Source organism: Paucilactobacillus suebicus DSM 5007 = KCTC 3549, assembly GCF_001434475.1.
GTDB lineage: Bacteria > Bacillota > Bacilli > Lactobacillales > Lactobacillaceae > Paucilactobacillus > Paucilactobacillus suebicus.
In genome coordinates, this window is the sequence record NZ_AZGF01000001.1 from 124562 (window position 1) to 138007 (window position 13446).

Annotated in this window: 9 protein-coding genes, 3 tRNA genes and 1 pseudogene; 1 reads left to right on the forward strand and 12 read right to left on the reverse strand. The window is 39.0% G+C overall.

Annotation, left to right across the window (positions count from 1 at the left end; translation table 11 throughout):
• From FD16_RS00610 to cdaA, 11 genes and pseudogenes are all read right to left on the reverse strand, one after another.
• Positions 1 to 1863, reverse strand: a complete 1863-nt coding sequence (locus tag FD16_RS00610; RefSeq protein ID WP_010622875.1) for an acyltransferase family protein — start codon at positions 1861 to 1863, stop codon at positions 1 to 3.
• Between the two features lie 130 nt (positions 1864 to 1993).
• Positions 1994 to 2065 (reverse strand) — tRNA-Asn (locus FD16_RS00615).
• Positions 2066 to 2101: 36 nt separating this feature from the next.
• Positions 2102 to 2173: transfer RNA gene (locus FD16_RS00620), tRNA-Asn, on the reverse strand.
• A gap of 70 nt (positions 2174 to 2243) precedes the next feature.
• A tRNA-Asn gene (locus tag FD16_RS00625) sits at positions 2244 to 2315 on the reverse strand.
• 59 nt (positions 2316 to 2374) lie between these two features.
• On the reverse strand, positions 2375 to 2683 hold the full coding sequence (locus FD16_RS00630; RefSeq protein ID WP_010622876.1) for a hypothetical protein: 309 nt from the start codon (positions 2681 to 2683) through the stop codon (positions 2375 to 2377).
• 210 nt (positions 2684 to 2893) lie between these two features.
• Positions 2894 to 3607, reverse strand: coding sequence for a glucosamine-6-phosphate deaminase (gene nagB, locus FD16_RS00635; protein ID WP_056938512.1), 714 nt, complete (start codon positions 3605 to 3607; stop codon positions 2894 to 2896).
• Positions 3608 to 3718: 111 nt separating this feature from the next.
• Positions 3719 to 5074: pseudogene (locus tag FD16_RS00640) on the reverse strand (gluconate:H+ symporter).
• Positions 5075 to 5394: 320 nt separating this feature from the next.
• A complete protein-coding gene (gene glmS / locus FD16_RS00645; protein WP_010622880.1) occupies positions 5395 to 7215 on the reverse strand; it encodes a glutamine--fructose-6-phosphate transaminase (isomerizing) in 1821 nt (606 codons plus the stop codon).
• A gap of 219 nt (positions 7216 to 7434) precedes the next feature.
• Entirely contained in the window at positions 7435 to 8784 is a 1350-nt protein-coding gene (gene glmM / locus FD16_RS00650; protein WP_010622881.1) for a phosphoglucosamine mutase, read from the reverse strand.
• A gap of 28 nt (positions 8785 to 8812) precedes the next feature.
• Positions 8813 to 9679 (reverse strand): CdaR family protein, encoded by an 867-nt coding sequence (locus tag FD16_RS00655; RefSeq protein WP_010622882.1) that lies wholly within the window; start codon positions 9677 to 9679, stop codon positions 8813 to 8815.
• The gene (cdaA, locus tag FD16_RS00660) at positions 9669 to 10517 is read right to left on the reverse strand and encodes a diadenylate cyclase CdaA (RefSeq protein ID WP_010622883.1); all 849 of its coding nucleotides are present in this window, start codon (positions 10515 to 10517) and stop codon (positions 9669 to 9671) included. The genes FD16_RS00655 and cdaA overlap by 11 nt, the downstream gene beginning before the upstream one ends.
• Positions 10518 to 10683: 166 nt before the next feature.
• Between cdaA and FD16_RS00665 the strand changes: the two genes are divergently transcribed.
• Entirely contained in the window at positions 10684 to 11355 is a 672-nt protein-coding gene (locus FD16_RS00665) for a DUF1361 domain-containing protein (RefSeq protein WP_010622884.1), read from the forward strand.
• Here FD16_RS00665 and FD16_RS00670 read toward each other — a convergent pair.
• On the reverse strand, positions 11327 to 13432 hold the full coding sequence (locus tag FD16_RS00670; RefSeq protein WP_010622885.1) for a cation:proton antiporter: 2106 nt from the start codon (positions 13430 to 13432) through the stop codon (positions 11327 to 11329). The genes FD16_RS00665 and FD16_RS00670 overlap by 29 nt on opposite strands.
• Between the last annotated feature and the right edge of the window lie 14 nt (positions 13433 to 13446).

Consider the following 13446-nt stretch of genomic DNA (forward strand, 5'->3'; position numbering starts at 1 on the left):
CTAATTATCTTTTAAAATTTCTTTCACTACTAATCTTGTAAAGTAGATATTTCCCTTGTCGCTAGGATGAACACCATCACTTGCAAACCAACTGACATGATTAGCACTGTACTTGTGCCAGTCAACCACGTGCACGTTTTTATGTTTCTTCGCGGTTTGTTTAATTTCATTGTTAACAGTGTTCTGCCAATTTTTGGTTGGCACGTGTGCGGTTATCCAATAAACTTGACGCTTGCTACCAATTGCTGACAAAATTTGACTAATAGTTTGACTGCTAAGTGCTCCATTAGTTCCAAGATTAATCACAACAATGTGATTTAGTTGGCCCTTCTTCGCCATTCCTTCAATGACTTGAGGCGATTGATAACCCTGTCGCCCAACTTGCGCATTTACGTAAGCTTTTGGCATCACTTCTTGCAAATCAGCAGCACTATCTGCCATCACTGAATCACCAATAGCGGATACCTTCAGTTGCTTTGCTTTTGCAACCTGCGATTTTGTCAATCCATACTTCTTAGTAAGTGACTGTTTCTTCCCTGAGGGATTTGGTACTGGCTGTCCCTTTTGCAAGGCTGCATTATGTTCTTTAACTTGTTTTGAACTCTTATCAATTTCACTCTGAACTTGGTTAGGCTTCGGGGGCTGCGGTTTAATGACCATGCCAACGATAAACAGTATCGTCAGAACACTGACAACCAAGGTTCCCGTCCACGCTTTCCATCCACCATCCTTGGTAAAAATATGCCGAACATCACGAGTTAAGTTGTTCCAATTATAATTGCGTAATGGTTCTTCGACTAACCTGTAAGATACTTCACTGATTAATAAAATAATTGCTAGTTCAATTAAAGCATTAATAAATGGATGAGCACCCATGCTCTTAACCTGTGATTCGTAAAAAATCATAACCGGGTATTGATACACATAAATACCATATGATCTTTGACCAATCCACTTGAAAACTGGATTAGTCATCACAGCATTCATATGACCACCTGGATGTGCGATAACGGCCATTAGAATCATTGAAAAAATAGTGAATATGAACATTCCACCATAATATGTGAATGGTGATTCACCTGACATTTGAAAGTACATCACGAGCACAATTACTAAACAAATGATTCCCGTGATATCAAGAACCCGGGAAGAAGACCGATTAATATTTTGCTTCAACCTGTCAACCGGCCAAACCATCGCCAACCAGGCTCCCAAAAAGATTGCGAATGACCGAGTATCACTGCCATAATATGCTCGGTTAATATTAGCAGGATCGTACATAATGGCCATCAAAATAGCAGACACGACAGCCAAGCCAAGGACAATCCACTTAATAATTGATTTGCGTCTTATGATTGCAAACAATGCCAGCAGTACCAATGGCCACACAAAGTAAAACTGGCCCTCAATACTAAGCGTCCACATATGTGTAAATGGAGACTCACCAGCAAACCGATCAAAGTATGACTGGCCGTGACCAATCTCCCACCAATTATAAACCCAGAGCAGGTTCGTAACTACGACGCTTCGCAAGTCCTTAATTAGAACTCTTTGGAAAAGTGTGATATAAGCTGTACTTACCACCAACATGGTAATCAAGACTGGGTACAGCCGCTTAATTCGTTTAATGTAAAATTTAACTACCTTAACAGTACCTGTTCGTGAAATCTCACCAACTAGGCTACTGGTAATTAAGTAACCAGTCAACAATAGAAAAATCGGAACACCCAGGTAACCACCTTGTAAAGTGGCTGGAAGTAGATGATAGACAATGACCCCAATAACGGCAATTGCTCTTAAGCCGTCAAATCCAGTGATATATCGTCTCTTACCCATCCGTTGTTCCTCAAATGATGGATGCATTTGTTGCTCCCCTCAAAAATAACTACGACACATTATACTTCAATTCCCAATACATTAGTAGCAAAATGCAAGCTACCCAACGACCGATAAACAAATAAAAAAGCACCCCATTCAAATAGGATGCATATAGCTGCCCCGGTAGGGTTCGAACCTACGACCTCTTGATTAACAGTCAATTATTCTACCACTGAACTACGGGGCAATATTATTAAATTATCTGATGTATACCTCACATCAACTGCTCCGGCTGGATTCGAACCGGCGACCTTGACATTAACAGTGTCCTATTCTACCACTGAACTACGGAGCAATAAAAGCTAACTATGAAATTATAACCGGAATTCCAATTATTGTCAAAAACAATAATAACTAAATTCCAACTGCTCCGGCTGGATTCGAACCGGCGACCTTGACATTAACAGTGTCCTATTCTACCACTGAACTACGGAGCAATGATGTTAAACAACACCAATTATTATACAAGATGATACGGGTAAATGTAAAGATTTTTTTACGCAATGTGGTTTTCTTTTAGAATGCTATTAACAATCTCTTGAGCCTCATCATCTTTCTTCCATTCATCCCAATGGTCCATTGACTCATCTTGCATAACATAGTGTTCATTGACATAATCTTCATACTTAGCAACATTTTGTGAGTGTGGAATATTTAATTGCAATATTCTAACCTCTTTAATAAAATCACGTTCTGCTGCTAATTCAGCCCTACCATTTTGCACCATATTACCAATTTCAAAGTACTTAGTGCCATCTTTTCGTGTAATTTCTTCAATTATGTCTAGAACTTCATGCTGTGCCATGAGTAATTCACTCTCCTACGGAATAAAATAGTAACTTCAATTCTATTGAATTATCAACGCAATGTCAAAAAGCACAAAAAAATCACCGTTCGGGAAAAACGGTGATTGGCATAAGAGAGAAAGAGAATTGATTAGAAGGTAAATACTTAATACCTTACGACAATTATAATACCGCTTACTGAAAGCGCTGTCAACATCTTTCTCTCACAATTATTCAATTTTTTTTAGAAGTGCTCCTGCCTTGTGATCAATGATCACTGTTACATTGGGATGTGTTTGCAATACACTTGCAGGTACATCGATTGTCACCGGTCCATCAATCATTTGGTGAACAGCTTTTGCCTTTTTTTCACCGTATGCGACAAAAACAATTTCTTTTGCCTTCATAATTGTTCCAATACCCATGGAATACGCATATTTGGGAACTTCATCTGCATTATCAAAAAACCTGGCATTAGCATCAATTGTGGACTTCGTCAGTGCCACCTGGTGAGTACGTGAATCGAAACTTGTTAACGGCTCGTTGAAGCCAATATGCCCGTTTTGACCAATTCCCAGGATTTGCAAGTCGATCGGATGATCCTTAATTATCTGTTCATATTCATTTTCAACTTCTTGAGCATTAGGATTCAATCCATCCGGAATGTATGAATGCAAGAACTGCTTGTTGTTAAATAAATTTTGCTTCATAAAATAATGATAGCTTTGTGGATGATTGGGTGCCAAGCCGACATACTCATCCAAATTAATGGAAATGCTGTTAGAAAAATCTAGTTTGCTCTGACTTAACTGACGATAGATTTCTAGTGGACTACTACCAGTTGCTAATCCAAACACTCCTGGCTTATGTGATAAAATTTTTTTTATTTTTGCGACCGCAATCTGTGCCCCTTGTAATTGATCTTCCACCGTAATTATTTTCATTGATCAAACCTCTTCACTCTATTGGTATAGTCCAATGATAATTCATGTTAAACATCAAAGCAATAAGAAAGCCTTGGTAAATCAACATGATTTACCAAGGCTTTCTTATTTTTAATGAACAATTGCATTCAACAGTAGAACCATTAATAATCCAACGACGGAAATGATAGTTTCCAAAACCGTCCAAATTTTGAATGTCTGTTTAACAGTTAATTCAAAATACTCTTTAACCATCCAGAAACCAGCATCATTAACGTGCGATGCAGCTAAAGAACCGGCACCGATAGCAAGAGCCATCATAACTGGATCAGTACCAGTTGATGTCATTAAAGTTGAAACCAAACCAGCTGCAGTCATCCCTGCAACGGTTGCAGATCCAAGACAAACACGGAGTAATACAGCAATTAACCAGCCAAGGATAATTGGTGACATGTTGACGTTTGCCATCATGTGTTGAACAGCACTACCAACACCACCATCAATCAAAACTTCCTTAAAAGCTGCACCACCACCAATAATAAGAAGCAACATTGCAATTGACTTCACAGCATCAGCGATGGTGTTATTAATATCACCCATCTTCTTACCACGATGGAAGCCCATTGACCACATTGCAAATAGTAATGCGATCACCATGGCAACCATTGGATTACCAATAAATGTCATAAACGCAGAAAATCCATGCGGATTGGTTGGTGTTTTACCACCCTCAAATGCAATCGAATAGATAGTTGTTAAAGCCATAAAAATAACTGGAAATAACGATGTCAACGCAGAAATACCAAAACCTGGTGTTTCTTCAAGCTTAAATTACTTAACAGTACCAAAACCAGGTAATGACTTCTTAATCACAAAAGCATCAGGAGCAAACTTTTGCGCTAATTTTGTGAACAGTGGACCAGCCACGATCACACATGGGATGGCAACAACAATCCCAAGTAAAAGTTCTTTACCAATATTAGCACCCAACGCTGTGGCAACAGCTGTTGGTGCTGGTTGTGGAGGCAAGAATCCTTGAGCTGCAGAAAGTGCGGCAGCCATAGATATTCCCAAATAAAGCATAGGTACTTCGGCTTCCAAAGCAACAGAAAAAACAATTGGAATAACGACAACCAGACCAACTTCGAACATCAATGACATACCGATGATGAATGAAGCAATCACGATTGCGATTTGAAGCCGTTTCTTACCGAACTTATCAATCAACGTTCTGGCAATTCTATATGACCCACCAGCATCAGAAACTAGCCGGCCAATCATCGCACCGAATCCAAAGACAACAGCCAGCTCACCGATTGTTCCACCGATACCAGTTTCAATCGATGTGGCAATTTTTGCCGGGTTCATACCCAATAAAAGCGCCACCAAAATTGATGTAACAATCAAGGAAACAAACGTGTTTACTTTAAACTTAATAATTAAGACCAGTAAAAATACAATACCGATCAATAAAGCCACAAACTGCATAATTTTTCTCCTTATCACATTTACTTAAAATTGCAATGACAATAGATGCAATTATAGCAAACCGCTTTCAAATTTCAACATAAAAATGATAATTAATTTCAAACGGTTACACAAAATCATGTAAATTATTTTCGTAAGCCGTGACATCATTGCCATTGACTTATTTTATTAAATTTTGAAGAAAATGGTAAAAAATTTATCATTTTTACTAAAAAAACTTTTTTTACTACAAAAAAAGCAACTCTCAATTATCTAATCAAGAGTTGCACCAATGCATATTTTATTGTATTAAATTATATAATCATTAATGTACAGCTATACTACTGAACCGTAACTGACTTGGCGAGGTTACGTGGCTTGTCGACATCCAACCCCTTACCCAAACTAGTGTAGTATGCCAATAATTGAGCGGGAACAACACTCAATAATGGTGTCAATAGTGGATCAACATCCGGTAACACAATTGTATCATCAGCCTGTGCTAAATGCTTTGAAACAATCGTTAAGACGCTAGCCCCACGAGACACAACTTCCTGTAAATTACTACGAGTGAGCCCTGCAGTGCGGTCTTGAGTAATAATACCAATAACTGGTGTTTTGGACTCAATTAAAGCAATTGTTCCGTGTTTCAATTCTCCAGATGCGAATCCTTCAGCCTGAACATATGAAATTTCTTTTAACTTCAATGCTGATTCAAGAGCAACGGACCAATCGATTCCACGACCAATGTAAAAGGCGTTGCGTGGTGTAGCCAAGTAGCGTGACGCAATTGATTCAAGTTGATCCTTGCTATCAACAATTGCTTGCATTCCCACGGCAACAATTCCCAATTGTTGTTTTAAATCAAAATCGACAGCTTCCTGCTGATTTCTAGCCATTCCAAATGCCTTAGCAAGTACAGCTTGCACGGCAACTTGTGCAGTGTATGCCTTAGTAGAAGCAACTGCAATTTCAGGGCCAGCGTGCAACAGTAGCGTATATGAAGCTTCACGAGATAACGTTGACTTCGGTACGTTGGTGATTGTCAGACTTGGCCATCCCTGCTTTTTAATGTTAACCAAAACTTCACGGCTATCTGCGGTTTCACCACTTTGAGTGAGAAAGATGAAAAATGGTCGTTCTGACATGATTGGTTGTTCATACGCAAATTCAGATGAGATAAATACCTGTGTCGGGACCTTCGTCAATCGTTCAAACATCCGAGCACCAACTAATCCGGCATGATAACTTGTTCCCGCACCAATGATATAGAGGCGATCAGCCTTCTTCATTGTTTCAAGTAAGTCCTGATCAATTACGGGAACACCATCTTCGTTCAAATATTCCTGAACGATTTTGCGCATTACAACCGGTTGCTCATCCACTTCTTTTAGCATATAGAATGGGTAAGTGCCCTTATCTGCCGCACTGGCATCCATATCGACGCGGAAAGTATCACGTTTCATTTCATTTCCCTCAATATCACGAATGGTGATTGAGTCTGGTTTTACCAAAACAACTTCACGGTCTTGAATTTCCATAAAGGTGTGCGTTTGTTTTAACATCGCAACGGCATCCGAAGCGACAAGATTAAATCCGTCACCGACACCAACAAGTAAAGGACTCTTATTTTTTGCAACATATAACGTATCAGGCGTCTGGCGATCCATCAACACAAAAGCATATGATGAGTCATCACTAATCAAGTGAAGAACTTTCAAAAAAGCAGACTGTGTGTCCATTTTGTATTCAACTACAAACCGATCAACTAATTGTGCAATGACTTCAGTATCAGTTTGACTCTTAAATTCAACATCTGATAAATATTCTTCTTTTAACTGTTCAAAGTTTTCGATAACGCCATTGTGAACAAGGTAAAAACGTTCATCAGCTGAAAACTGTGGATGTGCATTAGTCTCGTTAGGAACACCATGTGTTGCCCAACGAGTATGACCAATACCAGCCGTTCCATGAATTTCATCGGTTAAAGCGTTCTTCAAGTTAGAAATTCGACCAACTCGTTTAACAAGATAATCATTACCGGTCTGATCGTTAACATAGATCCCAGCTGAATCATACCCCCGATATTCGAGACGCTCAAGTCCTTCGATTAGTACAGATACACTTTGACTTGTACCAGTAACACCAACAATTCCGCACATAATGCATACCATCCTTTGTTAAAAATCAATTAGTTGTAGCAATTAATTGGTATAGATTGTAAATTTTATTTAGTAACATTCGACAACTACATATAATAAAGATATTTAATATCAATGTCAACGAATTGATAGGATTGGTCTATATCTATTTAAAACGAATAATTTCTATTAAAAAAGCCCTCACCAGGTTAACTGTCGAGGACTGTTATTTAATTTAAATTAATCTAATACCTTTTTTGCCACATCGGCAATTCTAGTTACATATTGATGCACTTCATCCTTAGTTGGAGCTTCAGCCATGATTCGAAGTAATGGTTCAGTTCCACTAGGTCGAACAAGTACCCGACCGTCACCGGCCATATCATGTTCAACTTCGTCAATAATCTTAAGTAGATCAGGATTCTTCAATGCGGCCTGTTTATCGCTAACACGAATGTTGACCAATTCTTGCGGATATTCTGTGACCTCACTCGCTAGTTCAGACAGTGGCTTACCAGTTTGCTTCATTACTGACAACAACTGAAGAGCTGTTAACATCCCATCGCCAGTGGTATTGAAATCAAGAAAGATAATATGACCAGATTGTTCACCACCGAGATTATAGCCATTTTTGACCATTTCTTCGACCACATAGCGATCACCAACCTTGGTCTTTACACTAGTCATGCCTGCCTTTTCAAGTGCTTTATACATACCTAAATTACTCATAACAGTTGTCACAACTGTATTCTTCTTTAATCTTCCACGTTGGTCCATATAACGGCCACAGATATACATGATCTTGTCGCCGTTAACAATTTCTCCATTTTCATCGACCGCAATGCATCGATCACCATCACCATCGAATGCAATCCCAGCCTGTGCGCCTTGTTCCACAACAAACTTTTGTAAGGCCTCAGGATGCGTCGAACCGCGGTCTAGGTTTGTGTTCAATCCATCTGGAGACGTTCCAATTGTATCGAACTCAACGTCCATATCAGCTAAAAGCGTTGAGACAAAGCCACTGGTTGCACCATTGGCCCCATCTACCGCAATCTTCAACCCTGATAGATCATCTGAGACCGTTTGCTCCAAAAATTCAGTATATTTTAGGGCCCCTTCATGATAATCTGACACTCGGCCGAGACCTTGTGCTGATGGTCTTGGTAAATCATCGACAGGTGCATCAAGTAATTCTTCAATTTCCGCTTCCAACTCATCGGAAAGCTTGAATCCATCGCCACCAAAATACTTAATGCCATTATATTGAATTGGGTTATGCGATGCGGTAATCATTACACCTGCATCAGCTTCTTGTGCGCGAACTAAGTAAGCGACACCCGGAGTAGTAACAACCCCTAGTCGCAGAACTTCGATACCAACGGAAAGCAAACCAGCAATTAGAGCATTTTCCAGCATTTCACCAGAAATTCTTGTATCGTGTGAAACAAGAACTTGTGGTTGTTTACGTTGTGAATGTTGGGTTAATACATATCCGCCGGCTCGGCCAAGCTTAAATGCTAACTCCGGACTTAAATCCTCATTTGCGACACCACGAACACCATCAGTACCAAAATATTTTAATTCCATCTTTTCAGTTCCTTTTCTTTATATGCTTTTATTTTTGTGACGAAGAACTACTACTGTTTGACGACGAACTAGCGCTGGAAGAAGAACTACTGTTGTTGGATGAGCTTCCACTAGACTTTGAACTACTACCAGATGAAGAATTGTTGTCAGACGAAGAGTTGCTACTCGAGTCAGATTGCTTACTAATTGGCACTTTAACTGTCGTTGACGAAGGTGTAATTACCACATTGACAGTGTTGCCATTCTTATCCACTGCTTGAAGTGTAACGCTCTTTGACACATCTGATTTGTTCTTCTTTGACAAATTAACGGTTGCTTCTACATGATCAACTTTTTCAATTTCACTAACAGCACCGGTAATTTGCACGCTATCCGTTGAAGCCGTTGCTTTACCAACTTTGTAACCATCAGCTAATTGATTTTGATTAACCTTAACCTCAACTGGAATTGTTTCCGTTTTACGAGTCTGAATTGTCACGTTAATCGCTTTAGGTCTAATTGTATGTGTCAAATCATTATTAATTCCAGATTCCAAAATCTTAACTCTGTGTGTTCCAGCGCCAAGTGAACTCAGGTCCGCATATACTTTAAAGTTTTGTGTATTGGTTGTTGTAGTCACAAGAGCTGCAGGCCCAGAGATTTTAACCTTAACCGTTTCCGGATAACCCGTAACGACATATTTATCGCTATTAACTGTTAGATCAAGTGGCATGGTCACTGTCTTTGTCTTCGTTGATGTTAACGAAGTATTTTGAACACTTTGTGAACTCTGATGAGTTTTTTCAAGTTTACTACCATTCACGTATATAAACAGGCAAATGGCAAAAACTAGGGCAATAATCCGATAGAACCAGCGTGAATTGAATATGTTGCGTTTATCATCGTTATTTTTCATTTTTTGAACCTCCCTTGTTAAAGAGGCCTTCAACAAATTCAGCAAACGAATTACGATTTTCCGGTTCCTTTACATATAACTGATCACGAAGAAACTTAAGATAATCGTCACGTGTCATGCTACGTAATAATTCGTTGTTTTTTGTAATGGAGATTTCACCAGTTTCTTCAGATATTACCAGTGTCAAAGCATCGGTGACTTCGCTGATACCAACAGCTGCACGATGCCTTGTTCCTAATTCCTTTGGAATCAAGTTACTTTCCGATAAGGGTAAATACGCAGCGGCAACGGCAAGACGATTGTTCTTAATTATGACTGCACCATCATGCAGTGGCGTATTCGGAATAAATGTGTTAATGAGAAGAGCACCCGAAACGTCCGCATCGATTGGAATACCAGTTTCGATATATTCTTCAAGTCCAGTCTCCATTTGAATCGTAATTAGAGCACCGATTCTTCTCTTAGACATATATTGAAGGGCCTGGTCAAGCTGTCCAATCAGCTCCTCTTCCGCCTCATTTTCATGACGATTACGTGTTAACAGGGTACCGCGACCAATATGTTCAAGCCCTCTTCTAATTTCAGGCTGGAATATAACCACCATCGCTATGACGCCCCAGTTAATGATCTGATCCATAATCCAGGATACCGTTCCCAGACCAACATACCAGCTAACCAGTTTGACAATGATAATAACAATAATTCCGCGAAAGAGTTGGACTGCCCGCGTCCCACGCAGCATCATAATTAATTCATAAATTAAAAACCACACCACAAGGATGTCTACCAAGTGGATAACATTTTGCCACGTTAACAACGAGCTCCACTTAAATGCCATAGCATAACCTCCAAACCAAACTCAAGTAACATTATAGCATGTCATTAGAATAGATTTTCAACAAACCTTAGTTATGTCATAATTATTAATTAATTTCTAAAAGTTAAATCTTTTGTACTTAATACAATAATATTTGGTAAGCTAGTAAGATGTGAGGAGGAACAGCATGCACAAACTTAATATTAACTGGCAAATTCGTATCTTTTTTGCAATCTTTATGGTTGTTCTTGTTGTTTTTGCTAAATCACCATTTAATTTTTTAATTTTAAATACATTTTTGGGATACATACCGATAGAATTAGGATTTCATTTGACAAAATTTTCCTCAACAAAATCTTTGCTATTTTGGATTATTTTCATATTTTGGATCCTATTCTACCCAAACGCACCCTATATTTTAACTGATTTATTCCATCTATCACTACTCAATCCACATATTGGCAGCACTGGACTACTTAAATCTGATCCAAAAATGTGGTTCTACTTTAGCATGCTGATCATCAGTGCACTTTCATGCGCCCTTATAAGCTTCACTCAGTTAAAACAACTTGGTGATAAATTCAGCATGACTGTACTAAAAAAAATCCCCTTTGCCTCAGAGATTTTTATTACTTTAATGTGTATTCTCAGCAGCATCGGCATATACATGGGACGTTTCCTGAGAATTCACTCTTTTTATATTTTATTAACACCAACCTGGTTCTTCAAACAGATTATGTCAATGTGGTCAACGCGCATGCTGGAATTTACGTTGATTCTAACAATTATTCAACTGGTCATCATTTGGATAATGAATATCGCCGTCAAACTCAATCAGCCTCAAAATCCATCAGCATGATCATCTCGTTTTCTGAATAATTAACATATGATCTTAACCTTTGCGCAGTATTCTTACTGATTTTTCGCTGTTCTACCAATTGAATAATTACGTTTCTCTGTGCTGCTAACGCATCACTTTGCAAAACGTTAATTTGTTGTTGATAAGCATCCTGCGTATAACGCTTAGGATGCTTAATTCTTTCAATACGGTTCCGATAGCTAACGATTAAATGATATATCGCCTGACGATTTATTTGACCGTCCTCTGAATTAGAAACATGCTTTGATAATGCATTAATAGCAGCTTTTGCTGTTTCAATATCAATACGCTTCTGTTTAACCGGATCAATCGCCTGGTAGCCAACCCACCATTTAAACATTCTGACGAAACCGTGCCACCAAATAAACAGCTTTTTAACTGACCACCAGCGATTCCGTGCATTAAACTCGTGCGACAAACGTGTTTCAAGATTATCAACATGTTTCAAAGACTCATAATATTCGTCGGTCGTAATAAACTTTTTCTCTAGCATTTTTATCAGTGCGTCACGTTCTCCGTCAAATGCAATTTGACGTAACTCAATTTCTTGTTGCAAATACTCCTGCAACACTTCATCTGACTGAGAGTGTAACTGCAATTTACGCATTAATAGCTGGTAATTCAGCATTAAATCATATGCGGCTTGCTGATTATCCTCACGGCGCTGTTCCTCCACCGCCTGCACTGCCAACTGCATTAAGAAGTATCTTGCCTCACTATCAGTTAAATATTGATTTTTTTGTTCGTCTTCGTCCGGTTCATCATCACCATCATCATCCTGATCTGGGTCACTTCCACGGGTCAGAAATGAAAAGTCTGCTCGTGAAATTAACGGTAGCATGACAGCCGCAGCCACCATACTAACAATAATGACACCGGCAGCAATGAACAGCATTAACGACCTTTCTGGGAAAGCATTTCCATTTTTCAATAACAAAGGTACCGACAACACCCCAGCCATCGTGATAGCACCACGAACACCAGAAATACCAGCTAAAAACCCTGATTTAAGGCTGATTGTACGATCATGATGTTTGATTTTTTGGAAACATTCATAAATGATAATCCATGAAATGCGAATTACAAGCAAAATTAGCCAGACAATCAATACGTCTAGAAAGGCATTCCAGTTACTAATATCACTGCTCTTGATTGAATCAGTCATCGCAATTGGTAGTTCAATACCCAAAATTACAAAGACGATCCCATTCAACAGGTAAACAATAATATCCCACGTTTTTTCGGTCACTAGGAGTAACTCAGGCATCTCGTCAATAACCTGATTTCTTGATGAGGTATTTGACACAATACCGGCCGAAACAACGGCGATCACCCCTGAAGCATGAAAAAGTTCTTCGACAACAAGGTACACCACAAATGGTGTCATAATTTTGTAGGCAACATTAAAAATTACATCATTAATTCCTTGGTTACGCAAAAAATCTCGTACAAACTGAATCAAGATCATCACAGCAACCCCGGCAATTAACCCGACAGCTGCTGTATATAAGAAGTCTCCAGTTGCATTAACCAATGAAAAGTATCCGGTGGTAACGGCAGCAACTGCGTACTTAAATCCTATCAGGCCAGATGCATCGTTAATTAAACTTTCACCACTTACCAGATGTAAAATATTTTCATCCAATTTGGCACGTTTGGCGATTGATTGAACCGCCACTGGATCAGTTGGTGATAAAATTGCTGCCAGTGCAATTGAAACAGGTAACGGAATTCGTGGAACAAACAAGTAAATTAGGTAGCCACCCAGAATTGCCGTGACAAAGACGAGCACAATGGCATTGGCAAAGATTGGTCCTCTAAGTTTCCATAGTTCACGTTTAGAAAACTTACGACCATCATTAAATAGTAATGGGGCGATGAACAGCAGTAAAAACCAGTCGGTTTCGAGCGGTATTTGTACTTTAAAAAATAATGCTACAAGTAATCCTAGAAAGATTTGAATTAAACTGACTGGAATTTTTTTGATGTAATGGCTACAAACGTTGGAAAGCAAAACCAAGACAACTAGCAAAATAACGGCTTCCAAAATCGGCACTGTTGACATTCCTC

Excerpts from the sequence above, each read along its gene's own strand:
- FD16_RS00655 (WP_010622882.1), bottom strand. The coding sequence starts at position 9,679 with ATGAAAAATAACGATGATAAACGCAACATATTCAATTCACGCTGGTTC.
- FD16_RS00630 (WP_010622876.1), bottom strand. The coding sequence starts at position 2,683 with ATGGCACAGCATGAAGTTCTAGACATAATTGAAGAAATTACACGAAAA.
- nagB (WP_056938512.1), bottom strand. The coding sequence starts at position 3,607 with ATGAAAATAATTACGGTGGAAGATCAATTACAAGGGGCACAGATTGCG.
- FD16_RS00665 (WP_010622884.1), top strand. The coding sequence starts at position 10,684 with ATGCACAAACTTAATATTAACTGGCAAATTCGTATCTTTTTTGCAATC.
- glmM (WP_010622881.1), bottom strand. The coding sequence starts at position 8,784 with ATGGAATTAAAATATTTTGGTACTGATGGTGTTCGTGGTGTCGCAAAT.
- FD16_RS00610 (WP_010622875.1), bottom strand. The coding sequence starts at position 1,863 with ATGCATCCATCATTTGAGGAACAACGGATGGGTAAGAGACGATATATC.
- glmS (WP_010622880.1), bottom strand. The coding sequence starts at position 7,215 with ATGTGCGGAATTGTTGGTGTTACTGGTACAAGTCAAAGTGTATCTGTA.
- cdaA (WP_010622883.1), bottom strand. The coding sequence starts at position 10,517 with ATGGCATTTAAGTGGAGCTCGTTGTTAACGTGGCAAAATGTTATCCAC.